The organism is Pseudomonas sp. ACM7, assembly GCF_004136015.1.
Classification (GTDB): Bacteria; Pseudomonadota; Gammaproteobacteria; order Pseudomonadales; family Pseudomonadaceae; genus Aquipseudomonas; species Aquipseudomonas frigoris.
The window spans coordinates 3,550,179-3,574,902 of record NZ_CP024866.1 but is presented as its reverse complement, the minus strand read 5'-3'; the positions used below and the strand labels follow the sequence as shown (position 1 = coordinate 3,574,902).

The following is a 24,724-nucleotide window of genomic DNA, read 5'->3' as shown; positions in this document are numbered from 1 at the left end:
ACCGGGTAACAGCTGCCGGTAATGAAAAGCAGGAGTGGCCAAAAGCGGTCTTTATGGGAATCTAAAAACTACGGCGATTCAGCTGCCCGGATTGAGCTTTACCTCTGCCGGATGAAACTCATTACCACCATCGCTGCGCGCGACATGTCATTGCGCGCCCCCTGTCTAATGCAGGTCTTCGAGCAGGAAGAAGCAGCCGTGCAGCCTTACACGGGGACTTTGCAGCACTGAGCGTTCACCTTGGCCGTCGATCTAGTCATGCTTACCCCTACCAGCTCTCACCTACCCAGGAGTGCAGCATGCTCGCGCTGATTCACCAACACCTGCTGCTAATCGCCGTCGGCCTGCTGCTAACCGACCTTGCCTGCTGGCGTCTGCTGCCCGCCGAAGCCAAAGTCTGGCGCGTGCTGCTGCGCCTGGGTTTCTTCCTTGCCTACAGCCTAGTGATCATCGAAGCCGGGATGAGTCCGCTGCAGCCTCCGCCGTGGACCGAGCCGGCGCTGAGCATGATGGGCTCGGTGCTGGGCATCGCCTGGTGGCTGCTCTGCGCACGCACCCTGACCGTGGCCCTCGGCGTGCTGCTGATGCCGCGCAGCGGCCACACCGGACGCCTGCTGCAAGACGTGTTGGGCGCGGTGATCTTCGTCGCCGCCCTAGTCGCGGCCGCCGCCTACATCATGCAGCTTCCGGTCAAGGGCCTGCTGGCCACCTCCGGGGTGGTCGCCATCGTCGTCGGCCTGGCGCTGCAGAGCACCCTCAGCGACGTGTTCTCCGGCATCGTGCTGAACACCACCAAGCCCTACCGCCTGGATGACTGGGTGTCGATCGACGGCACCGAAGGCAAGGTGATCGAGATCGACTGGCGCGCCACCCACCTGCGCACCAGCAAGGGCGGTACGGTGGTGATCCCCAACTCGGTGGCGGCCAAGGCCAAGATCCTCAACCTCAATCGCACCACCGATATCCACCAGCTCAGCATAAGTGTCAGCGTGCCAGCGCAGGTACGCCCGCGCCTGGTAATCGACGCGCTGAACCGCACCCTGCAGGGCGTCAGCGCGCTGCTACCGGCACCCAAGGCCAAGGCCACGGTGAAGGCCTCGGACCTGCATACGGTGGAATACGAGATCAGCGGCTACGTCAGTGCCCAGAGCAACAACACCGAAGTACGCAACCTGATGTTCGACCTCGCCCACCGCCACCTGCAAGCCGCCGGCATCCTGCGCGGCAATGAAACCCAGGACGTGGCGCACAGCCGCCAGCGCGCGCTGCTCGACGATGTGAAGATCTTCCTTTCGCTGAGCGCCGAGGAGAAGGATCGCCTGGCCGAACAAATGCAGCCGCTGGCCGTCAGCGTTGGCCAGGTGGTGCTGGAACTGGGTGAGGTCAGCGAACATTTGCTGGTGATCGGTACCGGTGTGGTGTCCGCCGCGGTGCCCGACGGCGAGCGATTCGTCGAGGCCGGGCGCATGGGCCCCGGCGAGATTATGGGTGAACAGGGCATCATCCACGGCACACCTTCGCAGGCAAGTTTCACTGCACTGAGTTCGGGGCTGCTCTATCGCATCGACAAGCCATTGATCCAGGCCTGTCTGGAGCAACGTAGCGAGATCGGCAGCGCCCTGCACAAGCTGCAGAGCTTCCGCGAGCAGAGCAGCGCATCTCTGCTGGTGCAGAGGTCGGTGGCGATCAAGAAAGGCGGTTTTTTCAGCTGGCTGCAGCGTTCTTGAACCGCTAATCCTGAAGCAGAGCACCGGTCACGCAGCAGGCGTGGCCGGCGTCTTTGGGTCGAAAGAGGCCCGTTACGAGCGACCGCTTTTGGCCGTTCTCTGCCGATCTTCACAACGGCGTGTGCTGGTCAAGTTGAATGCAAACGGTTGGTCAGCACGGATGCAAATGAGTGGTTAAGTCCATGCAATTACGCACCAGATGGCGTCGATGCGGATCATCGCAACAGGTCTCGAAGGAAAGCGGCGCAGGCAGCAGCGCTATCGGTTGGCCAGTTTAGTTTGACGGTGCCGCGTGGGTGCAGAATCTCAACGCTGATATTCGATGAAGATACGGGCGCCGTTGTTTGCATAGGCAATGGGATGAATGCTGGTTGAAGCGCCGTGCTTTTCTGCACTTGCACCCGAATCCATTTGTGAACGAGGTTTGCGTTAAGGCTATGGCTGAGGGCGATGCTGGCAATCGATGCGCCGGGTTGGGCACACTCTTGAATGACCTGGGCTTTGAAGGATTTGGAATACGAACGGCGTGTTGGCTGCATGAAATACCCGCTTAAAAGGCTAGAACAGGTGCCCACCTAAATTTAAGTGCACACCATGTCCCGGCTTTGCGGGGTTGGGTAGATGACTTGGCCGGACGCATACCATCGTCAACCTGATCTATGAATCGCCCCGGGTTTTCGTAACCGTCCGGCCAATACGCCTTCCTGACCCCGACGCCAAAGGCGATGGTGTCCACCTAATACGCGGACACCATCGCCCTTAATGCCGGAGTTCGGTAGGTGACTTGGCTGGACGCTTACGCCTCTGTGATGAGTAATCACCATTTGCGCGCCCTGAGCATAAGTGGATCAAGCAAAACGGTAAGTCACAGATGGAATGTGACCTACCGAAAATAACCGTCTCGGTCTTTTTTGCTCCCAAGCACTATTGAAATAAAGCTTGAACTATGAGTTGAGCGTCAGGCAGGTTAGACCGAAGCAGATACTCATTCAGTCCACGAGAGCTGTGTACCCCCTTGGCTTTCGCGACGGGATGTACAAACTCTGGGGTGGTAATTAGCCCAGGATAGCAACCAATCGCTACCTGGCGGCCATTGCGGGCCACCAACAGCGGGGTCTCATGACTTTCAACTGCTGAGCACTGGTAGCCATTCAGTTCAAGGCTTGCGCGAAGTTGTGACAACGTTGCGACTTGCACTGCCGGTGATGAGCAGCCCGGTATTTCGCCTCGAACAGCATAACGTAGCAGCATTGCCCCTAAGTGCCTGTCGAGTCGGTTCTGAAGATGCTGGTTGTGGAAATGGTTCAGGCACTCTGTACATGATGTTTCACAGGTACAACTCTCCAGAAGACCTAGCGTGGCTTCGAGAATTTCAGGCATGTGCCTCGCGACAACCTCTGCGTAACCTGCTCCTCCCGAAAGAGTGTCATACAAGAACACGTCGAGCATCCGAGCATTATCTTGGAGTGCAGGTTCAATACGAAATCCAGACCCGAACTCTGCCGGGTCCAAGTCCAACTGACGGTGGCGACTCGCGGCAAGACGAAGTGCTTCAGCGATCGTATGTAACGCATCTTCGAGGATCCGTAAAACAATGGAATCTACTGTATTGGTGACTAACGGATCTGCAATTTTCAGCCTGAGCAAGAGAAGATCAGTATCAAAGTCATGCCCCAACAACACACGATCAAACGTCCCGCTACAGCGCTCCGGCGTACCTTTTGGGCCTTGTTGTAAATAGGGGCGATCATGTATGCCAATTACTTCGTCCCGGTCATAAACCGAGGCATGACCACAATCCATGCAGACCGAAAAGCCGCCCAACTCAGAGCCCTCTTTCCCTCGGTTGACTGTCACCAATGTTTGGTCAATCGCATGCGTATAGCTTGCGTAGGGACCACACTTGATGAAACTAAATGCTTCCGGATCTACTGGTTGCGGAAATTGCGCCATGGTCGCATATGTGATCTCTTGATCCCGATCGATTTCGGGCAATTCCTTCGCTTTCTCTGGACCAAAAACTTCTGGCAGAATCATTGATTCAGCCACAAGTTCCCCATTGCAGACTGGACAAACCCCACCATTTCCTCCTGTTTTATTGGGATCTCTGACAAAAGAACAAGCCTTGCAGTGAACGTGCAGCTTGAGCTTGGCTTTCGCAAAAAGTGGTCGAGCACGATCTACCACCGCTGCGGGCATATCTGCAAATACCCCCCCACATCGATAGGTTTTTCGATCAATCACGATAAGGCGGCCAGGGGCATATTCACTCAGGGCTTTGGAGATAGATTGCTGCGGCCGCTGAAGGGTCCGTATCTCCCACTTGTTATTCACTCGCTCTGGTTTTTCAACTAAAAAACTGCAAAGGCTTGTGGGAAACGCGTAGCTCGGCAACAGCCCATGAAAAAAGAGAAACTCCAGCAGTTCCTTTTGCTCCAGCCTAGGTTCTGAACCTTCGCTCAAACCAGTGGCCCCTTCCTCATCATCCTCATCATCTTCAGCGTTCTCATCTAGAGTTTCTGGTCTTGGTGCATGGGCGGAAAGCTCCTGTAACGTCAGCAAAAGCCTTTCAGCGGTGTCTACAAGCCAGTCATCCAGCGGAATACCACGTGTGTCGAGTTTTGGTGGTAGCCAAGCAACCACCGACTTCTTCAAATCGGCGTCTTCAGCAACGACACGACGTAATACCCAAGCTCTGAAGCTTCCGAGATTAAGTCCAGTATCCTCTGCACCGAAAAAGAAATCCTGCGTCAAGCCTAATGCCTTTAGGAGCATTGACGTTTTCTCAGTGGGAACTTTGCATTGCGCCATGACTTCATGGAAGAACGTCTGAATGAGGTAAGCATGCACATGCCTGCGGGCGATTTTTTCGTTGTCTACTTTTACCTCAGGAGTTCGCGGCGGGCCGGCTACGATGTGAGCCGGATTTAAGAAGTAGTGACTGTCATGCGGTCCGTTCTGGGAATATGTCACCACCGTAGATACGGAAGATCCCCGCCGTCCTGCTCGGCCAGCACGCTGCTGATAGTTTTCGCGCTGCGGCGGAACATTCCGCAATGCAACCGCAACTAGAGACCCAATGTCGACCCCGACCTCCATAGTTGTGGTGCAACTCAGCACATCGATCGGTCTGTCCTTCTCACCCACCAGAACGTCTTGGAATCTCAACTCGTACAGTTCTGTTGTGGCGTGGACCTTACTGCGGTCACGGTTGGAAAGCTGCGCCGTGTGCTCCTCGACGTTCAAGTTGGAAAGGCGAGCACCTGGCTCTAAAGCCTCTTGCACTGGGAGACGCCAAAATCCTTTACGTGCTTTGACGTATTCACTGTTGGAAGGGTCAATAGGTGTAGAGCCCTGACTGCCACACGCTAGACAGATATTTCCGGCTAGTGCAAAAGGCATCAGTGAGGTGCAATCGGAACATTGGGTCCATACATGCGCGAGATCAACCACAAGCCTCAATGAGTTTGGGGAAAGGAACCAACCACCATCCACATGTTCAGCCAGTTGACCGCGAAAAATCGTTTCAACTGACTCAAAGGTAGTGCTGGCCCATCCGAGATGACTGGTTAACGCCACCCTCAACTCCTTGTCAAACTGCCCCTTGCTACCCCAGCCTGATTTAGGGTAGCCGGCCGCCTTGTAACGAAGTATCGGATCTATCGACGAATCAAATGCGAAGTCTTGAAGGAGCGAATCAATCCATCCAACCGCAAGGGCACGGACGTCCTCGTCACAGATGACGATGCCAGCAGTTTTGAGCTCTTCTTTCAGCGCTTTGTACTTCCTTTGAGATGGCTCAACGAAACCAACGGTGGTTCCTGAAAGGGAGTAGTAGTTACTGCAGAGCAGCTTCAGCAGGGCGATACGATACCGAGCAGGAAAGTCGCTCGGAGGGTTCCCATCTCCTAGCGCTTCTTGCAAATAATCGGGCCCATAATCACGTTCATAAACCGCACGTACCTCCTCAATTCTTTTCGCATCGAGTCCATCAAATATCGGGAGATCTTGCTCTGTCAGAATTTGAAGGAAGGCGAGGTAGAGCATTGACGTAGGTCGAGGATCTTGCTGGTTTTCGCGCAGCCTTTGACACGCTAGCGCTATGGCCTGGCGAAAAACATCAAGCTCGATATCACGTGGGATATCCCGAGCAAGCCTAGCCGCTTTCTGCCGACCGTCAGAAAATATGAGAACCTTTCGACCACCGTTCGGATGTCGCGCATCAGTAGTGCGACTGGCTGGTTGCCGCGCCATTTGAGTCCGGACCAATGTGGTGAACGGTGCTTCACCTTTTGTGACATGGTCCATGATTTTCGAAGGGTCACCTTTGGCGCTCCTTACTCTACGAATACAAACCGGACAGTTATCAAAGGTTAGATCGCCGCCGGTCGGTGGTTTGTCAGGTATGCGTACTTTTCGGTAGCCCGTATTTTCACCTGGACTCACAGCAGTGAGGATGCCCGTGGACATATGCAACCACATATCTATGTGTCGACTGCGGGGGTGGGCATTTTCCTCTACAAAAATCTCAATCGGCATGAGCGGAGCGATTCCACCTTCTGACAAAGGTCCGCTTGGCTGATGCCACACGAAATGCCTTTCCTCACTTACATAGCCTCGAATGAACGCGGCTCCACAATCGCGGTGAGTCAGTAGCTCAAAAACACGGCTGTTAGACTCACAGCCGCACTGAGTCAAAGGCTTGGTATGCAACCGCCCCAAGATAGTAGAGCCTCGGTGGTCCGCCAAACGATTGGTGCAGTTTGGGTCGACGCAGGCATGTAATCCTGGTAGTCCTCGGTGAAAGAGGTGAAGACGAGTGGGCAGTAGTACTCGGTTGTCCGATCGTCGTTGCGCGTAGCTACCTAGGGCGAGTAGCGCATCTGTCGCCTTTTCAGCCTTGTCTAGAGTGCAATCAGGAAAAAGCGTCTCGCTCAGCGTGTCCAAGCGGACGGCCTTGCCCGACACCAGTGTAATGAGCTTCTCCAGCGGCCCGAAGTCAGTAAGACTGTTGAATAGCCAATCGCGAAATGAAGGTTTGTCATTTGCCTGTGGGGCACTCCAGTCAAGCCTTCCGGCGAGAACCGCTGCGGCGTTTGCCGACGCGGCGAGATCATCAGCGGCTCGTTGGAACGCATTCAAATCAAAATCGGCCAAAGCGTCGATTTGTTTTTGAGTAACGGTGTATTCGGTAGATCTTGGCTCGGGTGTGCCCTGAATAACTTTGATCCGTCGCGAAGATCCTTCAGGCAGCCCCGTCAAATCGCGCGCAAAACGTTCTCCGTCCGCGGCTGCCGTCTCATCGCGACCAAGACTTGCACTCGTTAGGATGCAGCGCATCCGCTCGCGAGGAATTTCCAAACGGGCGCACAGACGACGGATTAGAAGGGCGACCTCCGCCCCACCGGCACCTCGATACATGTGGGCTTCATCAAGGACGAGTATGAATTCGTTTCGGGAGTCTTTTTTCAACCAGTCTTTCGTCTGGTCGAAAATGTCTCGCTCAATCGGCCGCATGAGCATGTATTCGAGCATAGAGTAGTTCGTGACCAGCAATTCAGGACAGCGCGTCTGAATTTCATCACGAGTCATTAGCTCACGGTCATCTGGCTGAGTTTTTAGCCTTCCCCTCCAATTATTTGAGGCAGTTTGCTTCCCTGCGGAGTTTGTTTTGATCTTGACAGTGTCCTCGCCGTAAAATGCTTCGAGATCCTTACTCGGCCACCGGCCGATCCGATCAAGTTCGCTTTTTACTGCCGGGACTTTCCCTACCTTTTTATAGAACTCTTCAAAGAGAGGCTTAATAAGGCGCTCATCACGACCGGGCGACCGGGGCCCAGGATACGGAGTGCGTCCCGTGTAGCTACCGAAACGTACCGGCGCATTCCGCCCTTTGGATATGATTGCGGACGCATCTCGGTTTCCAAGCATACGGCGAATACGGGCCAACTGATCATTGACCAAGGCGTTCATCGGGTACAGCAGCAGCGCCCTGCAGCCAGGCATAGCAGCGGACTCTGGCCGTTCCTCACCTTCTATTGCTAGTTTCCCGATGATGGGCATAAGAAAGCTCTCGGTCTTTCCCGAGCCTGTACCTGTCGCTATCACAAGATCTTCTGCGTCCCTCCCAAGGAACGAGACGAGTGCCTGAGATTGGTGCTCGTATGGTAGAGGGTAAAGTCCCAAGCCCATCACCGATAGTTGTGTCAGTACCTCGGCTGCGATTTTTGGAATAGGCAAACTGTTGTATGGTGCGCCAATTTTATAAACTGCGGTCGCCTCCACATAAGGTGTTTGAGCCACCGTCCCATCTGCCTGCAAAAGCGCATTGCGTTCTCTGACAAGTCCCTCGTCCCTGATGTGGTATTGGGCTTCAATGTATTGTCTCAAGCTATCAGCCAAGCTTTTTGTTGTCTCGTGGACACCAGTTGCTTCAGCCATCATCGACGTGACGCTCATCAGATCCCTCCTTCGCGCTTCAGCGCTGATGCAAAACTACGCCAAGCCCGTCAAGCGCGCTGCGCACAATGGGTAGCATTTCTGTAGGTAAAACGTGGGAGGTGACGCCTGGGTGCGCACCTCCTGGGCTTGGTATTTGCCAACCAAGAAAAAGCGTTTTTTCCTCTTCTCGCGGTAGTCGCCGCCACAATTGAAGCTTTGTGAACCCATGCGAAGTCTTGGCCTCGACCTTCATCTGGCATCCAGCTTGGATGTCTAGTTGAAAACTAAGACGCCTGGCATCTTGGGAATCCAAAGACGCCATTTTCCGAAGACGACCGCGAAAAAAACTGCCAATAAAATAAGAGTGCATTGGTCCAGTCTGGCACTTGGAGAGGAAGATCCCCTCTGCGCTCGGCATGGTCACGAGTTGCGCCCATCTGCCGGTCGAATAAATTGAAATTTCGTTCAATTCACCCGGAGCATCGGCTAGCCGGCCCCTTGCCGCTGCGAGCACTCGTGCAGACCATGCTTCCAGTCCCTCCATAGGAGCGCCAATCCATTCATGAGCGTCACAAATATCAATCCAACCTTCACAGGATCTCGCATCAACAAGGCGCACCCTGCCGCTAGATATCAACTGAACTGAACGCGGGAATGTCTGAGATGGACCGCCTCCAATTACAACTGCCGTGCTATCTGCCGCTCTGACACCTCGAGCTGGTGATGTGAGCCATCTGCTGCCCTCAACCTTCGCCAGATCTCCCACGTCGCCTAGACTATTAAGGACAGTCATAACTCCATGCGGAGTATCACCTTCCTCGGCCAATTCCGGCCAAATCGAGCTCAAGCGCCGGCGGACCATGCTGGTTAAGCTAAGGGACGCCGCAGACTTCCAGGCTCCGTATCCTTCAACCGGGGCGGAGCACAGATATGATGCAGCTCGCAAACATTCTGATATCACGGCAATACGAAGCCCTTCGCCAGAGACTTTGCATCCGATGCTTACTGCGAGAACTTTTAGGGCTTCATCTCGGGACGTCGCCTGCCACTTCATCTAAATTCCCTCAATAAGCGCAACTTCACTTCGCATACCTGCGAGCACTTGATCGGCTAATCGAGCTATGTCGTCGGCTGGTCCCGCAGTCGCCTTTGCCCAAGGCAGTGCCCAAAACCTCAGCAGAGAATGTAGATCTTCCTCTGCACTCGCGCCTGGCAATGTTCTCAGACGCACGAAGGCGCGCTCTGCACTTCTTAGCCAAAGATTGCCGGGAGAAAAGCCTGCCTCCCGAAGACCGTCTTTCAATTCCATAACAGGCGCTGGTGGCAAATTCTCATCAAAGCCTGGGAGTTGGTCCCAAGAATCGCACATGAGATGACCAAACTTCAGACCTGGCAAACTGGCAACTCCTCCCCGCATACGGAAAGTGTCGGTATCAAAAACAGGGCCTAGTTCGGCAAGAGTGCCACCATCAGAAAATGCAGCAGGCCCTTGTGTCCAAGAGGCGATCAGAGCGAGGCGACGATAGAGCAAGATGGAATACTGACGGCGCACGACGACGTCACGAATCGCGGTTCCGTAAATTTCAAATGCTGAACGGTTGGCGCCCTTGATGAGCAAACAACCCGACGAATCTTCAGCGACTTCAAGGCAGTCAGTTGCAACCTCATCTGAAATGAGGCCGACAGGCACTCGCCATTCATGAAATTTTGGGCCACCTACAGCGGCCGCGACAGAATCCGCCACCAAGTCGGCAATCGAGCCCGAAAATTGGATCATCTGTCCAGTGGCGAGCGCCGCCAAAATCTGACGAGCAATATTGGTTGCGACACCATTTAAAATCCCGCATGCCTGAAGGTTCCAAGCAATCGTTTCACAGGCGATCTTAAGAGAGTTGATTTCAACGAGCGGCCCCTGTGGCTCCGTTTCAAAAATCAGGGCCTGATATTTTTTAGAAAAACCGTCGCCTGCTTTCGAAAGATTGGCTTCTAGCACGTTCAAACGCTCGGCCAACACATCAATCGCATTGGCAGTCTTGTTCCAACCGTCTTCATGCAGACGGATCTGATGAATTGCCTCTTTTAATTCCGAAATCTCAGCGAAGAATTCATGCCATTTTTCTGCCTTGACCGAAAGTGCCTCTAGGTTTTTTTCGAGAAATTCAGCACGACCGTTGAAGGTAGAGATTGATTCAGAAGCCTGCTTCCCAGCAGTGTCCAGAGATTGGACCGATTTTTCGAGTGTGTCAGCGCTCGCAGCTACTGCGTCGAGTGAGGTCCGCAAATCACTCACATCACTGTCAGCATCACTTATGGCAGAAGCAACCAGATCAATCTTTTTGGTCAGAGAGCCCAAGTTGGACTCAAATTGGTCAATCCGCTTCGCCGTCTCTTCTGCCGCCGGCTCTGCAATTTCAATGTAGTCCTCAATCTTATCCAGACGTCCGGGTAGCTCATTGATCATGCGATCACGGGCAAGGGTCGATGCCGGGCGGAAATTCCCCAACGCAACTAGCGCGGCGGCCTGATCTGCAAATCCGCTAAAGCAGAATAGGCGCTCGACTGTCTCTCTCGGACTATCAGGAAACTGATCCGCCAGACTCCTCAGGAAGGCTAACCCCGAATCTGGTGTGAGATAGGGGTCATCATTTACGGGAAAATCAACACCCAACCGGTTTTTCGCCCATGCCAGCCACAAGGCGGCAAATAGCTTCCAATCGGCATCCCCTTTCGGACCTAACTGTTGGTGAACAAGATGGCCAACCAGACGCTCTTGCTTCTTTTTGAATTCGGGTGGCGTACCTCGCCTAAAACCCGGCATAGCCGGCTGACGGTCGTAAAACGGTTTTCGAAACGCTAGAGGAACTTCATCGATGAAGTTAGCAACCGCTGTCTGCCCGAGCGCTGAGATACGATCCCTTGCCTCCTGGCCATATTGGTAACTCATGGCGAGACACCTACTCCTAAATGTTAAGTTCAAAACCGCAAGCTAGGATTTTCGTCGCTAACGTACGGTGATGCGGGATAAGTTCCGGTTGCGGCCTCACCACAGAGAATGCACGAACCAGCGAATGATCATCCGCAGACTCAAGCATCGGCGTGCTTACTTGCAACTGACACATATAACTGTGAACCCTAGCTCTTAAGCTTGGGCCAAGCGTCAACAACGTCTTCTCAGCAACAGGTGAGGATTGTTCCCCGTATAGGCGTAGTCGCCCGAATCCGCTGAAATTCAGATCGATACGGCACTCTGGGTCAGTCAGATAGCAGATGACAGATGCTTGCACCTCAAGTGGAAGAAGGCGCTGATGCTGATTATGGGAAGCTGGGGCCACGCCGGCGGAGAGGTTAACTTCGCAGCGTTCAGAGCGTCTTTCGGTAATAAGCTGTCCTTCAGTACCAGGAGGCATTGCGAGGTACTCAAGCGACAGTTCTTGAGCCCGGACGGCCGCGAGTAGAGTCTTGCATCTTTTCTGATGTATCGGGACTACCAAGCATGCCCCATCCAGCCCCTTAAATATGACCTCAACGGCAGGTATTCTTTGGTTACGTCCTAGCGAAGGGGAGCGGGTGAAGACCCTTTGGAGATCTTGATACTCATTCTTGCCCACACGGAAGTACTCTATTCTCTCCGGTGTCAAAGCAAAGAACGCTGGCGATCGATCGACCCCTGTAGCTGAAAGGCGGTCACTTCCACCAAACGCTTGCATCGTCGGCCCTTGGTCTTGCAGCCCCATAGGCATCATATGAGCCGAAAGCAAAACCACTGATGATTCAGCGCATTCAATAGTGTGGATGCTGGAGTTTCGCGTTAGAAACGGCCAAATAGGAATGATGTAGGGCACGGGCGGATGAACGATCAATCCAGTAAAGGACTGAAGCCACTGTGAGCATTCTGATGAGGGCCTATCGGGAAGCGTAACGAGCGCGTGGTGCCAACCTTGCCTGCCAACAAGCCAGTCGAGAACTAGCTCATTCGGAAAATCGGGGGTCGCAGGCTCCTTCCACAGCAACGCATAGGTCTCTGAACCTCTGAGTTCCTGCGCTCTAGGAAACCCTCGAGTCTCTCCGCGTCCCGAAGCAGTAAAGGCAGCAGCACCAAAAGATGGAAATCCTAGGCACTCTCGCTCCACGCTCCCTTTAAAAAAAGGATCAGGGTCGCCATCAAAGGATACTATTCGAAAATTTTCCGTCGACAGCTCGGCCATGACCCGAAAGCCATCAGTCATACCGCGCATGTTGATCGGTTGTAGGCGCCCCCCCACATCCACCGTGACAGTGGCATCGCACGCTCGGCACGACGGCAACACGAGTTCAAAATACCATCCGGTACGGCCTTGCTCCTTTGGAATGATCAGCCGCAGATCCATCCGCCGTTTCGTCAGCGCAGTAAAAACACCACTTTGGGTATTTTGTGTCTGCTGACCCGGTGAAAAATTTTCGCACTCAGGCGTTCCCCACCCGGGCCAGTGGGCGAAGTATTTCTTTCGGATGGTCCCTGCGCGATGACTCATCATCGCTTTGCAGCATGGACAGGTGTACAGGTCAAAGCCTGTAGCCTGATCAGCAGATTCGACCTTGTTCGTCAGTTTGTTATACGCATAGTCCAATGCACATCTCCCTACGTGCCTAGGTTTTGGTCCCCGCGCGTTTACCGAGCGCGTCAGTTCGCTCTACTTGGGCTCTAAGGACTTCCGCTTGGCTGCCAAACAAGTGAATGAGATCGTTAGGCCTCCAATACTTAAAATCCGGAGTATTGTTTGCTCGCGGTATAACCCAACGATCCAATGCCATATCGGCAATTTCCCTCACCGATAAAAGCGAACTGATCTCTGGCTTGCCTTTCCCAGTCTGCAAAATTTTAGTCGCGTTGGAGGCAATTTGACATATAAAAACCTCGCGCTGAATCCCGTGCCGCATCAAATCATCTTTAAACCCCAGTGCAAGCAGGGCAGCTCGAGTGGTCCGTAGCCGCCAATTGGGGCCCTGACCATAGGCATGCTGATCTGCATAGGTATGGTCGATATGGCGTAGGTAGTCCCGCAATTCCATGAACAGCCAGTCGGGGATGTGAAAATGCCCCCAGCCGCCTGTATAGCCAATCGACTTGAGATACTCAGTCCCGTTCAGCTTGAGTCGGTTATAGACCGAGGATCGCCCCATCGATGATGTCGTGATGATGGAAAGCAGGCGAGCCTTCTTTTTTTTCTGCGAGATAATGCCAGTCGAGGCTCCGTAGGTTTTGGCGAAATCGTTGTAGATATCTCGGCTGCGGAGAAGACAGGCGATCAACTTCCCACCAAGCAAAGCGTTGTACGGCGGGATTGCGCCGAGTACGTAAGCATCCATAAGATTGACAAGCCTGGCGCCGCGATCTTCCGAGTTCCAGCCTATGAATTTGTCTCTTACACCAAGGTTGAAAACCGGATCACCGACCGCAATGATCCCCATTAGCTTCCCATTGCTTTGGTCCCAAACGAGATAACGCAAGCGCCTACCAAAACCGCTGGATACTGGGACGGACCATGACATCGAAGCGAGCCTAAAAAGGTCGCTTTGCCAAGTACCGGACGAAACCCTTTCCAATACTGGAGAGATTTTTTCGGGTTTTACATCCATTCCTGACGCAAAGTATTGCATCAGTTTTCCACCAGCCCTCGTAACGAAGTTCTCGCTGGCGATAAGGCGCTCCTCTCGCTGAGCGCTGTGCAACGTGCGGATCGCATCCTTGCTATTTCCCGGCGCGCGCAAAGCCCCTTCAGCGGTCTTAGTGAAGCCCAAAGAATGCAGGTGCTCGCGAAGCTTTCGCTTCAGGTTGGCTTCCCTGAGATTAACGCCAATAATGATTGCGTTGCCGTTTGGCATCTATTGCTTCCTGCGCAGTATTGATCCAGTTGAGCTTTTTTTAAACCGAGGGGATTGATACACAACACACAGCGAAACAAATGTGAGGAACCAGCCAAACGGATGACGTCAGCATAACGCGTCGCAGCAGCGCCATAGGCCGGCCGAACAAATCAGCCGAACAAATCAGCCGAACAAATCAGCCGAACAAATCAAGGGGAGCTTTGCACCTGCCTTTTGGCAAGCTAAATAGGTGCGCTGTACATACTCGCCGGCAAATGCAGTGGCGGCGATCGTACATACACATTCAGTATTTATAAAGGCCGATTAGACGATGTGCCATCACCCCACCGCCATGAAGCGGGGAGAGGGAAGAGAGCGGCCGTGATTGCCATCGTCCCAGTCCACATTCGGGTTGCCAGCCGAGCAATTAGGTTCACGATAATTCATCAGAAGGGTTGCGTCGTAAATTTCGGTTCACCCATACGTACGCAGATGCCGCTCCGCTGAAAAAATTATCTCAGCAATTTTAAGACCTCCGCACGTACTCTCGTGCTGAATGCTGTAGCACGCGCCCCCTTCGACTTTGTAGATGTAACCCGCCAAATTATTCGCATCCCCTTCCGCAAGGCTCACCTCTACAAGTGGCTCCATCACCCAGCTATTTTCGCCCCTCAGGTAGCCAGGAGACATGAGATAGGCTTGAGCAAACCAAGAGTGATCATCCAGTTCCAAAAGCATCCGCTGAAGTATCGGAACTGTCGGAATCATGAGCATGCTACCTACAATGTCGTCACCGTAGTCGCGCACCAGTTCCATGTAAAACCACGGAAAATGCATCTCGAGCTCAACATACTGCCAGTGCTGAACTCGCGCCCCCTCAAAAACGTGTTCTGGAAATAGCTGAGCATGACTATGCGTTTTAAACACGAAAAATCCCCCCAAAATATTAACAATAGTTAATGGAGGTCTGGCGTTCAAGGCGGCTTCATCATTCCTTTTGCGGGGATGAGAAAAATGGAGCTGAAACAAGCGTTTGGTATGGCCTTGAGAGAGATGAGAAAATCTCGTCATCTGAGTCAAGAAGACTTCGGAGGCTGTAGCAGCCAAACCTACCTTAGCCAACTGGAGGGTGGCGGAAAGGGCCCAACCCTTGAAAAGGTGGACGCACTAGCCTCCGTCATGGACGTTCATCCGTTGACGGTTCTGATGCGCTGCTACCTTCTGCTAGATGACACTGCCACATTAGACTCTTTAATCACTCGCATTCGCGAAGAGGTATGAGACGCCTCCCTCTGATCTGCTGGAAGCGAGCAGTACTGCTCCTGTCCCCATTTTCGACCGATGCTACGCCGGTAGCCCGGATTTCCATCGATAGGAATAGGACCTGATTTATAACCAGCCTTGCTTCGTTGCTGCTCGATATACCCAGCATAGATTATGGTTTCAAAACTTCTTGAAATTTAATGCTTGCCGGAAGGAACACGTTACTGTGCTCAGGCTCACGGTACAGTAATCATCGATGCTGATGTGGCAAAGCAGGGTGAATGACCTGTAGCCGATGTACTATTCTCAAGAGGAGTCCGGGGTGCGGTAGCGGTTATTGGACCGGCGTATCTGACCCAAAGTATGAAGCGAAAGATACGCAAAGTGATTTTTTTCTGCTGTGCAGTATCTTCGTAGCTAGCACTACGTCAATTCTACGAATCCGATATTTTAATTATCGCTGATATGGATGGGCCGAGATGACAATGCCATGCGAACGTACTCGTTCAGTAGTCCAAACACGCGATTTCTTGGAAGAGTTGTCCCATGATGAATCGCTACCCGAGCGCGTTAGACGCGACGCCCGCTTTCTCTTGCGCCATTACCCAACTAGGCATGACATGCTGTTAGCGGGAATTATTGAAGAGGGCGAAGATACTGCACTGATAGGGACTCTTAGTCCTGTTTTCAGCTCTTCCTTTTAAGAACAAACTAACTCCCTTGATTTTACAGGCAAGCCATCCCGATATACCGGAATGGCTTCAAGCGCATTCGCGAGTTGCCCAATACGCCTGCAAAACTAGCCAAAGGTTGGCGAAATCCTAGGCCGAATCGAATCAATTGATTCTATAAACATGACCCACTCCCGCTTCAAGTTTCCGAACACGCTCCCACAGCTGGAGATTTTGAGTCAGAACTTTATCACACAGCTCATTAGCCTTGACAAGTCTCACCTCTATTACTGCCAACTTAGCTTCCAGGTATGCAACCCTATCAGCATTTGAAGATTTGGGATTATTAGAAGACTCTTCTCGCAACGACTGTATTTTTGCTATTAATGGTAGGTGCAATTTACGGCTTTTTTTGAGATAGCCAGGGTCGAAACCAGCTTCTCGGCTTACGGCGCCAGCAGTAAGCTTAGACAGGGGTAAACCAACGTGCTCCGCGAGGAAGGGTTTACCAACTACTAGGCGCTGCAATGCCTCCTCGCAAACAATCAATCCTTTACCTGTGGTTCTCTGTTTCATTATTGCAGTTCCACTAAGTCAATAAGGCGACTCTTGAAAGCAAGCATCCGCTCAACTTCACTTTTGACAATCTGATACTCCCCCGAACCTTCTGGATATAAAGTTAGCTCCTGAATCCCAGCTTCAATAGCAGCTACCAATTTGTCAGGTTTAATTACAGCTGCCTCGCAGGCAAGACATTCACTATAATCACCCAAAAGAAAGAAATCACAGCGACCTACCTTTGAACATCCACCAAGCAACGTTGAACGGTAGCTGATAGCTCCATCCTTGACACGCTGCAGGGTCTCGGCTCGAATATCTTCAATATGAATGACACCCGACTCAAATCGCTGTTTCTGCTTTTGCACATATGAGCCAGTACCACCAAATAACGGCTCCTCGCTGAAAAGTAGATCAGCTATTAGTTGATTTGCGACAGACATAGGCATAGCCATCTGAAACTCAAATGCGAAATGATTCGGCGGCAAAACAAATTCTTTTTTTTCAGGATCGTAATACCCAAAAACCGTACGAAGATTCTCAAAGTTATTTGCATAATATTGCGCCATCTGTATGGTCATATGCTTAAATTGGCTTCTCAGCGCGGGCAGCGAAATAAATCCGCTGCTGCTGCCATAGAATGCGAGTGAGCGCCTGAACTGGTGACTAGTTAACGGCCATGAATTGCCAACCGAATATATTGACTCATTATAAAAGTCACGACCAGGATCACTCTGAGCCAGCTCTAGCAGGTCCTCTGCCTGAATCCTCAAACCGCGTAATGCACGCAACTGCGCACTTCGATTTTTAAACTGAGTAACATTAACCCCTAAAGATTTCCGACTATAGCCTACGATTGAAGGACTAAGAAATAGTGGACAGTTAGCATCTGCATTAACTCCATATATACTTGCAAGTCCTCTACAGACTGCCTGAGCTACTTCAACTGCCTTGATGACCTCTACTGGCGCGTACCATGTACCTTCTTTTCTATAGCCTGTAAATTTTGTCGTACTTGATATCACCATTACGGTTAGGGGCTGATCGCGTACCAAACCGTGATCATCAATCACAGGTGGTCTAGAAATTTCCGACGAAAGACAGGAATAACACATCCGCATCACTTCCTGTTCGCGCATACCGGTATATAGATGAATTACAGTTTTCGCCAAATGCTGAATTTTAAGCAAAACTGTCTGAACATCTTTTTTAAAGTCGCATTGAAATTCATCAACTAACACTTTCTCTAGGCCGTGCTCTCGAAGCGCTTGCGCCATGTCGGGTCTATAGTTGGCTTTTCCACCAAGCTTGCGACCTTTCTGGTTGTGTAAATTAATCCCGTAATGCTCGTCAGAAAACGATTTGACGAAAGACTGATAAGATCCAACCCCTTCGTAAAGCTGATCTAGCAGATCCCCTACCACATTGATCAGATTCAAATATATTCGCGTCGGTATCACGGGATACTGTTTAGACTCAGGCCTTCTAAGGTCAAAGCGGTTGGGATTCAATATGTCATACCCGATCCGCTCTCGGCCAACACGCACTAACTGGGACAATAGTCCGGACAAAGCTGATCTATCTGTTCCTGAAAATTGTTCACGAATGACTGATGCCAGATAAACCGGAGTAGAAAAAATCTGTTGCAGAGACAGCACGCCGACAATTGGTTTTTGCTTCTGGGCGTAACCAAATTGCATCACCCCTCGAAGTATCCCCCAATACCTATACAGTGTCGCAACACTAAGTTTGCCGAGCCGCCCACCTCCACCAAAGTAGATCAGACAATACAACAGATATTTTGCCTCTTCAACCAGTGCGTTCTGTTCGTCATCCTGATTGTCAAATACGACAAAGGATATCCTGCTAATTTTATTAGCTGACAACCTATAAGGATTGAAATCCCAAACGCTCTGCCCATATATAGCAGTAGGCTGACCGTTTGCGCTACGACACAATACAAAATCAGCGCTAGGTTTAGAAATTTTTACCGGAGCATTATCTGGCTCACAAGTAACAGAAAAATTTCCGCTACCAAAAAGACTACCTATCGACTCGACACCTCGTTTCAAAATACTACCCCTATCTGTTCGTAGCGACTCAAACGATTTTCCCAAAACGGGGTCAATATACCGTAGCTACAAACTTTCTCTCTGACGATCTCGACCAATTGCAGAGTAGATACGGAGCGTTCACCAATCGCGCTAATTATAAAATTAATTCTTATCGACAAGTCCTTAAACAGAGCATCAGCATGCCCTACGTCTGCGTTTATTTTCCGTACCGAATCAATTACATATTGCAAACTAAAGAGCTTATGCAAATCTTCTTCATCGGAATGACATATATAATGCGAACAGTATAAGCAGCCATACTGTGTTCTACAGTTCGGTTCGATAAACGAAGTGCCCCAGCCCCCTAGGGCAGATGGTTGATTAAAGTCATCACAATGACCTGCCGCAGTTGAGATTCTATCGCCAGAAGAAGTCTCACTACGCTCACGAACTACATCTGCGGCATGGCGCACAGACTGCCAAAACAGACTAAATTCCGTTTCCTGTTGCTCCCATGTAGCCTCAGCATAGGTAGACAGATTAACTGCTTCGGTGTGATTCAGCGACTTGGAAACTGTAGAAGGAGATAAGCGAGCCGAATGCTGTACGTTGCTCTTGTGCTTTCGCATTTTTCGCGAAGATAGCTTTGGAACCTTAGGGTCTAAAAAGACGCCTGAAATAGACCCATGAAATTTTTTCATCGTGCTCGACGCTGAAAACTCTTCAAAACTCTCATTGTTGCCTTGCGTACCTTTAGTCATAGCGAAGAATAAATTAGGCACCTCTTTCCCATTCAATATCCACTCGCGAAGTTTGAGGTACTGCCTTAGTAGCGGTAAACCGTTGTGTCGCCCGATGTTATATAAAGTAGTCTTCCCGCCAGCCCGAAACTTTATAGCTTTTAATTCTTTTTTCAGTGGTGACTTCTCAACCTCTATCGCCTCCTTATAGGTAAATTGAGAAAACTCGGTAGGTGAGGCACCTGTAATCAGCAGAAAGAGTCCGGCGTAAGCTTTTGCAGCGAGAGCGCTCAGATATAATCGATGCCAATGACGATTATTTTCATTAGCCGCATTGACATTTTCTTGCGCCCGTAATACGGCACGATTTGAATCAAACCTAACCATAGTTTTTCGGTCTAGTTTTTTCTTCGCGGCCATATGTTCTTCCGGCGTCGCTACTCGCCGCTGAACGGGATTATAAATTGCCGGGGGTATTTTAAACGGCCCAATCGCTCCGTGATTTGATGGAAACATCACAACTTCATAATCCCTTATATTCACCACGCAAGGATAAGAGCTATTATTCAAAACAAAGTCACTGCAATGCTGCGCTATTGCCAAGAAAACGTCTTTATATAACTGCACATGAGTATCACTTGGCGTTGCAGAACCACTGGGAGCGAGTATTTTTACAACACCAGATAAAATATAGTGAAATGTATCAGGATATAATAACTCAATAATATTTACAGCCCCATCTTGATATCCACTTGCAGTCAAGGGCTTGATCTCTCCAACCATTATTCGGTGATTGAGATAAGACGTAAAATCTCGGTACGCTTGCTGCGCATATACGTCACTTGCGAAAATCTCTTTATAACCATTATTATTTAACCATTCAATAAAATACTCCGAGCGATAGTTCCACGTCAGAATTGAAGACTCACGCATTACGGCGTAGCTCTCAAGCAGCATCATAATCAAATTGCGACGACTCTCAACAAATGAAGATTTAACTACTGGCGTCCCACAATCATCATGACTATTAAGGTTTTTCCCTCGTGCGAAATATGCCAAACTACCTATATCGATCGGTTTTTTCCTTATTTTTTTTGACAGCTGTAAGCGCAACAACTCAGGTTCGAGGATTGGCTGCATAGCATCCACAAGTGTAATAACGTTTGTCTCACGGAGCTCCATTTTCGCCAATTCACACATGGCGGCTATCCACTATCAGCACATCGTAACTACCGTTAAATAGCTTTTTTTCCCACAACTCCTGGGCACATATTTTCTCATGCGTCATTTTAAACAACTTCAAATACCCCTCAGTAGTTTGCCGCGACTCATGATGCATTCGCTTTTGTATGAAAGCTATATCGTCACCCATATGCATTAGCCCTTCTCGGATTAAAACCTGAAGACGCTGATATAGTTGGTAAGCAAAAGTTGCTCGTAACCAGTGGTAAGAAAAATCGTTGGGGAAACCTGCTGTTATACTTTTTAGTAACTTACGCTTTATCGTCTCCGTCACCTGACCTGTTTGAGGTGATTTAGTCATAAAATATCTAGGATCAGATTTTGCCATATAGTAGCTATTACATTGATCAGATAAAAACAAGTAAACGTCATCCTCCTCAAATGACTGATCAGGAAAGAGCACTCGTAATTCGTTCAAGAATATGGTCTGCCGCTTTTTCATCGCTGGGCTGCTGGCCAGCACGATCAATTCTTCAGCAAGCTGTTTGGGGAAATATAGAGTCTGTGCTTTATCATTTTTTGTATCGATACCAGTCGATGGTCCTGCGTGCAATTTATAGGCTCCTTCCGATAACAGCTTGGTTTCTTCGAAAGCTTTTAAATGTTTTAGACGCATCGTTAAAACTGTTTGCTTGCGCGCACCGGTCATCAAGGAAGTGAGCAGTATCAATCTCTCAACTGTAGACCAAAATCCCCCCCCATTAATTGTTTCCAACAGCAGACGAAGCTCAATATTGGTAAGTGGTCTTAAGTCGTCGCCACCGTCTCTAACAAAACCAATTTGAATTGCGTTACTAGAAGGCGTGCGTCGAGTCTGACTACGCTTCATAACATCAATTACTTGGGCGCCTCGCGGGGTCTGAACAAGGAATTTAACTTGCTTAACCGTATCCACTCGCCTTATATCGAGTGGATGCCAATATTGCGATACATATTTGTAAAAGTGATATACCACCGAGGTATATTGATTTATTACACCACCACTTCGTTTTCCGGCAATCACTAAATTATTGAAATATTTATAGGTCGGGCGAAGAGGGGGGCGCGAACCAGAAAAGTCCAGCCAATCCAAGTTATTGGTCTCACAGAACAAAAGGTAGTCGAGTAATTTACTGCCACGACGCCGCACCTCATCAGTTCGCCTCTCTAAAGGGGATTTGTCGCGCATACACCAGAGAAGGTATGAGTTTGCTTCATGCCAAGGCTCGCCATTTGGATGAAGCAGGAATGGGACGTGGTAGAGATCGTGCGTATCTTCAGCGCCGCCTTCATTAACCTTATATACAACCTCCGAAGCCCCCCCTTCAAGCATTGAGCAAACAGCGCCAGGGATTTCTCGCGTGTAGAGATCAGCGAAAGCATCACGCGCGAGGGAGATGATTATCAGACGGCCTTCAAGATTTGGATTGGTGTAAGACATGGCTCACCTCGAATATGGTGAGTTCACGTTAAAGGTTGGGGTGTCGCGATGCCTCCCAAGTCGTTGCAGATTGTCCAGCCCCCTTGATTTACAAGGCGCACGCAACGTGCCCGAGAGGTATGTGTCTTATGCGAGCACCATCAACTCTGTCAATGGTGCTCGTTATGGGAGAGCTCTCTAGTGAAAAGCGTCAATCACTTTTTGTTAAGCGATTCAACCCAAGGGTCCAACTTATGGAATAGTTTCGGGTAGCGCCCTTTCAAATCCTTCTTCACCTCGGCATACGTGCTGCGCCAGAAGTTCGCCAGGTCCTGGGTCACCTGCACCGGTCGTCGCGCCGGGGACAGCAAATGCAGCTTGACCACCTGCCGGCCACCGGCAATCCGCGGGGTCTCGGCCAGGCCAAACAACTCCTGCAACCGCACCGCCAGAATCGGTGGCTGTTCGCTGTAGTCCAGACGAATCGACGAGCCCGACGGCACGCTCAAATGATGCGGCGCCAGCTCATCGAGCCGTTGCGGCAACGGCCACGGCAACAGGTTATGGACGATGCTCGACAGGTCCAGATTGGCGAAGTGACTGAGCCGCGAAACTTTGCCCAGATACGGCATCAGCCAATGTTCGAGGCTTTTGAGCAGGGCGGCGTCGCTGACATCCGGCCATTCACTCTGCTCTTTACTGCCGAGATCCAGCTGCCGCAACAACGCAACCCGCGCTTGCCACTGACGCAGCTCTGGCGTCCATGGCAACAGCTCCAGACCTTTGCGTCGTACCAGATTCACCAGTGCCTGACTGCGAGCGGTTTCGTCGAGGCCAGTCAGCGGCTCGCGGCTGAGGATCAACTCGCCAACCTTACGCTGCCGCTCGGCGCGCAACACGCCTTCGCGCTCGTCCCAATCCAGTTGATCGACCACGCGCACTTGCTCGGCCAGCACTGAATCGAACAGCTCCGGATCGAAATCCGCCGCCAGATAAATCCGTTCTTCACGCTGGCCCTGACGACTGCCGAGATCGGCGATCACCAGCCACGGTTGCTTCATCAAACTGTCAGCTTCAGCGAACAACGCCGCACGGCCGTTGGCAAGGCGATACTCCGCGCCACCGGCACGACGCTGCTGGGCAACGCGGTCGGGATAGGCCAACGCCAACAGCGCACCGAGCCAGCGCGGATGATCCGGATCGCTAACAGGTTCCGACGCTTTACCCCGCAGGTAACCGCGATACTGCCGCGCCAGTTGCCGAGCACGTTGCACGCCGCCCTGAGCGCCGCGTGCGGCCCGCTCTTCGCCGGACAACAGCACCAATCGACTGTGCAGATCCGCTCCGGCGCCACGCAAAATATCTCGTTCGCCGAGCAAGGCCGCGACATCGCAGGCCATGTCGGCCAAGCCGAGCGCCTGACCGCGCAACAGCAAATGCGCGATGCGCGGATGGGCCGGCAGTTCGGCCATGGCCTGACCGTGGCGGGTCAGCGCTTCGCCGTCCAATGCGCCCAGGCGATCAAGCAAGTCCTGAGCCTGTGCATAAGCGGCCGATGGCGGCACGTCGAGCCACACCAATTGCCCCGGTGTCACGCCCCAGCGACCGAGCTGCAACGCTAATCCGGCAAGATCCGCCGAGAGGATTTCCGCGCTGGCGTAGGCCGCCAGTTGTTCGTGCTGATCCTGCGACCACAAGCGATAACACACGCCCGGTTCCAACCGCCCTGCCCGGCCCGCGCGCTGAGTGGCACTGGCTTTGGAAATACGCTGAGTGTCGAGGCGGGCCATGCCGCTGCCCGGGTCGAAACGCGGCACCCGCGCCAACCCGGCATCGATCACCACGCGCACGCCGTTGATGGTCAGGCTGGTCTCGGCGATGTTGGTCGCCAGCACCACTTTGCGTTTGCCGGTGGGGGCCGGATCGATCGCGGCGCGTTGGGCGGCGAGGTCCAGTTCACCGTGCAACGGGCAGAGTAGAACCTGCGTGTTCTCGCCCAGTGCATCGGCGAGTTGCTGATGCACCCGACGGATTTCCGCTTGTCCCGGCAGGAACACCAGCACGCTGCCGGTTTCATCATTCAAGGCTTCAAGGATGGTCTGCACCAGACGCGGTTCGATGAATTCACCGGGCTGGAACGGCCGGCCCCAGCGCATCGCCACCGGGTATATGCGGCCTTCGCTGCGCAGGATCGGCGCGTCATCGAGCAATCCAGCCAGGCGTTCACCTTCCAGCGTTGCCGACATCAACAGGATTTTCAGCGGTTGATCGTCACGAAACAGCTCGCGGCCATTCAGGCTCAGGGCCAACGCCAGATCGGCGTCGAGGCTGCGCTCATGGAATTCGTCGAATATCAGCAGACCAACGCCTTCGAGCGCCGGGTCGTCCTGCAAGCGTCGGGTCAGAATCCCTTCTGTGACCACTTCGATGCGGGTTTTGGGGCCGACCTTGCTGTCGAGGCGAATGCGATAGCCGACGGTTTCGCCGACCTTCTCGCCCAGCTCACTGGCCAGACGCTCCGCCGCCGCCCGCGCGGCCAACCGCCGCGGTTCAAGCATCAGGATGGTCTGCCCGGCCAACCAGGGCTCGTTGAGCAAGGCCAGTGGCACTCGGGTGGTTTTACCGGCGCCGGGCGGTGCTTCGAGCACGGCTTCGTGGCGTGTCGCCAAGGCTTCACGCAGGGCGGGTAAAACTTCATCAATCGGCAAAGAAATCATGCTGGCTCCCCAGGGCGTGCCCACAGTAAATTGCGAGTCGCGTTGAAGCTGTGGGCGTGCCAGGCAAG

The 24,724-nt window shown here is 52.0% G+C and carries 14 protein-coding genes; 3 read left to right on the top strand and 11 right to left on the bottom strand.

Going from position 1 to position 24,724, the window contains the following annotated elements; all coding sequences use genetic code 11:
- Positions 1-299 precede the first annotated feature (299 nt).
- Positions 300-1,727, top strand: coding sequence for a mechanosensitive ion channel family protein (locus CUN63_RS16825; RefSeq protein WP_129440957.1), 1,428 nt, complete (start codon positions 300-302; stop codon positions 1,725-1,727).
- Between the two features lie 215 nt (positions 1,728-1,942).
- On the opposite strand, the gene CUN63_RS16820 is transcribed toward CUN63_RS16825, so the two are convergent.
- The 6 genes from CUN63_RS16820 to CUN63_RS16785 form a co-directional block, all read right to left on the bottom strand.
- Positions 1,943-2,266 (bottom strand): transposase, encoded by a 324-nt coding sequence (locus CUN63_RS16820; RefSeq protein ID WP_218570130.1) that lies wholly within the window; start codon positions 2,264-2,266, stop codon positions 1,943-1,945.
- Positions 2,267-2,651: 385 nt separating this feature from the next.
- On the bottom strand, positions 2,652-8,186 hold the full coding sequence (locus CUN63_RS16810; RefSeq protein ID WP_129440953.1) for a DEAD/DEAH box helicase: 5,535 nt from the start codon (positions 8,184-8,186) through the stop codon (positions 2,652-2,654).
- Positions 8,187-9,222: 1,036 nt separating this feature from the next.
- On the bottom strand, positions 9,223-11,112 hold the full coding sequence (locus tag CUN63_RS16800) for a hypothetical protein (RefSeq protein WP_129440949.1): 1,890 nt from the start codon (positions 11,110-11,112) through the stop codon (positions 9,223-9,225).
- 16 nt (positions 11,113-11,128) lie between these two features.
- Entirely contained in the window at positions 11,129-12,775 is a 1,647-nt protein-coding gene (locus tag CUN63_RS16795; RefSeq protein ID WP_129440947.1) for a hypothetical protein, read from the bottom strand.
- A 19-nt stretch (positions 12,776-12,794) separates the two neighbouring features.
- Positions 12,795-14,030 carry a Druantia anti-phage system protein DruA gene (locus CUN63_RS16790; RefSeq protein WP_129440945.1) on the bottom strand — a complete coding sequence of 412 codons (1,236 nt, stop codon included), beginning with the start codon at positions 14,028-14,030 and terminating at the stop codon, positions 12,795-12,797.
- A gap of 456 nt (positions 14,031-14,486) precedes the next feature.
- A complete protein-coding gene (locus tag CUN63_RS16785) occupies positions 14,487-15,092 on the bottom strand; it encodes a hypothetical protein (protein WP_371928241.1) in 606 nt (201 codons plus the stop codon).
- Here CUN63_RS16785 and CUN63_RS16780 point away from each other — a divergent pair.
- Both CUN63_RS16780 and CUN63_RS32215 read left to right on the top strand, forming a co-directional pair.
- Positions 15,018-15,293: a helix-turn-helix domain-containing protein gene (locus CUN63_RS16780; protein WP_306108932.1), complete on the top strand. Its 276-nt coding sequence runs from the start codon at positions 15,018-15,020 to the stop codon at positions 15,291-15,293. The genes CUN63_RS16785 and CUN63_RS16780 overlap by 75 nt on opposite strands.
- Before the next feature lie 461 nt (positions 15,294-15,754).
- Positions 15,755-15,979 carry a BPSL0761 family protein gene (locus tag CUN63_RS32215; RefSeq protein WP_129440941.1) on the top strand — a complete coding sequence of 75 codons (225 nt, stop codon included), beginning with the start codon at positions 15,755-15,757 and terminating at the stop codon, positions 15,977-15,979.
- Positions 15,980-16,111: 132 nt separating this feature from the next.
- On the opposite strand, the gene CUN63_RS16770 is transcribed toward CUN63_RS32215, so the two are convergent.
- The 5 genes from CUN63_RS16770 to hrpB all read right to left on the bottom strand — a co-directional run bounded on the left by CUN63_RS16770 (position 16,112) and on the right by hrpB (position 24,656).
- Positions 16,112-16,522, bottom strand: coding sequence for a hypothetical protein (locus CUN63_RS16770; RefSeq protein WP_129440939.1), 411 nt, complete (start codon positions 16,520-16,522; stop codon positions 16,112-16,114).
- The gene (locus CUN63_RS16765) at positions 16,522-18,576 is read right to left on the bottom strand and encodes an integrase (protein WP_129440938.1); all 2,055 of its coding nucleotides are present in this window, start codon (positions 18,574-18,576) and stop codon (positions 16,522-16,524) included. The genes CUN63_RS16770 and CUN63_RS16765 overlap by 1 nt, the downstream gene beginning before the upstream one ends.
- Positions 18,573-20,498 carry a hypothetical protein gene (locus CUN63_RS16760; protein ID WP_129440936.1) on the bottom strand — a complete coding sequence of 642 codons (1,926 nt, stop codon included), beginning with the start codon at positions 20,496-20,498 and terminating at the stop codon, positions 18,573-18,575. Before CUN63_RS16760 ends, CUN63_RS16765 begins: the two co-directional genes overlap by 4 nt.
- On the bottom strand, positions 20,491-21,960 hold the full coding sequence (locus tag CUN63_RS16755) for a site-specific integrase (protein WP_129440934.1): 1,470 nt from the start codon (positions 21,958-21,960) through the stop codon (positions 20,491-20,493). The genes CUN63_RS16760 and CUN63_RS16755 overlap by 8 nt, the downstream gene beginning before the upstream one ends.
- A gap of 194 nt (positions 21,961-22,154) precedes the next feature.
- On the bottom strand, positions 22,155-24,656 hold the full coding sequence (hrpB, locus tag CUN63_RS16750) for an ATP-dependent helicase HrpB (protein ID WP_129440932.1): 2,502 nt from the start codon (positions 24,654-24,656) through the stop codon (positions 22,155-22,157).
- Positions 24,657-24,724: the final 68 nt, after the last annotated feature.

What these genes read in the sequence shown, in the direction of transcription:
- CUN63_RS16825 (WP_129440957.1), top strand. Translation starts at nt 300, where the DNA reads ATGCTCGCGCTGATTCACCAACACCTGCTGCTAATCGCCGTCGGCCTG.
- CUN63_RS16820 (WP_218570130.1), bottom strand. Translation starts at nt 2,266, where the DNA reads ATGCAGCCAACACGCCGTTCGTATTCCAAATCCTTCAAAGCCCAGGTC.
- CUN63_RS16810 (WP_129440953.1), bottom strand. Translation starts at nt 8,186, where the DNA reads ATGAGCGTCACGTCGATGATGGCTGAAGCAACTGGTGTCCACGAGACA.
- CUN63_RS16800 (WP_129440949.1), bottom strand. Translation starts at nt 11,112, where the DNA reads ATGAGTTACCAATATGGCCAGGAGGCAAGGGATCGTATCTCAGCGCTC.
- CUN63_RS16790 (WP_129440945.1), bottom strand. Translation starts at nt 14,030, where the DNA reads ATGCCAAACGGCAACGCAATCATTATTGGCGTTAATCTCAGGGAAGCC.
- CUN63_RS16780 (WP_306108932.1), top strand. Translation starts at nt 15,018, where the DNA reads ATGAGAAAAATGGAGCTGAAACAAGCGTTTGGTATGGCCTTGAGAGAG.
- CUN63_RS32215 (WP_129440941.1), top strand. Translation starts at nt 15,755, where the DNA reads ATGACAATGCCATGCGAACGTACTCGTTCAGTAGTCCAAACACGCGAT.
- CUN63_RS16770 (WP_129440939.1), bottom strand. Translation starts at nt 16,522, where the DNA reads ATGAAACAGAGAACCACAGGTAAAGGATTGATTGTTTGCGAGGAGGCA.
- CUN63_RS16760 (WP_129440936.1), bottom strand. Translation starts at nt 20,498, where the DNA reads ATGTGTGAATTGGCGAAAATGGAGCTCCGTGAGACAAACGTTATTACA.
- CUN63_RS16755 (WP_129440934.1), bottom strand. Translation starts at nt 21,960, where the DNA reads ATGTCTTACACCAATCCAAATCTTGAAGGCCGTCTGATAATCATCTCC.
- hrpB (WP_129440932.1), bottom strand. Translation starts at nt 24,656, where the DNA reads ATGATTTCTTTGCCGATTGATGAAGTTTTACCCGCCCTGCGTGAAGCC.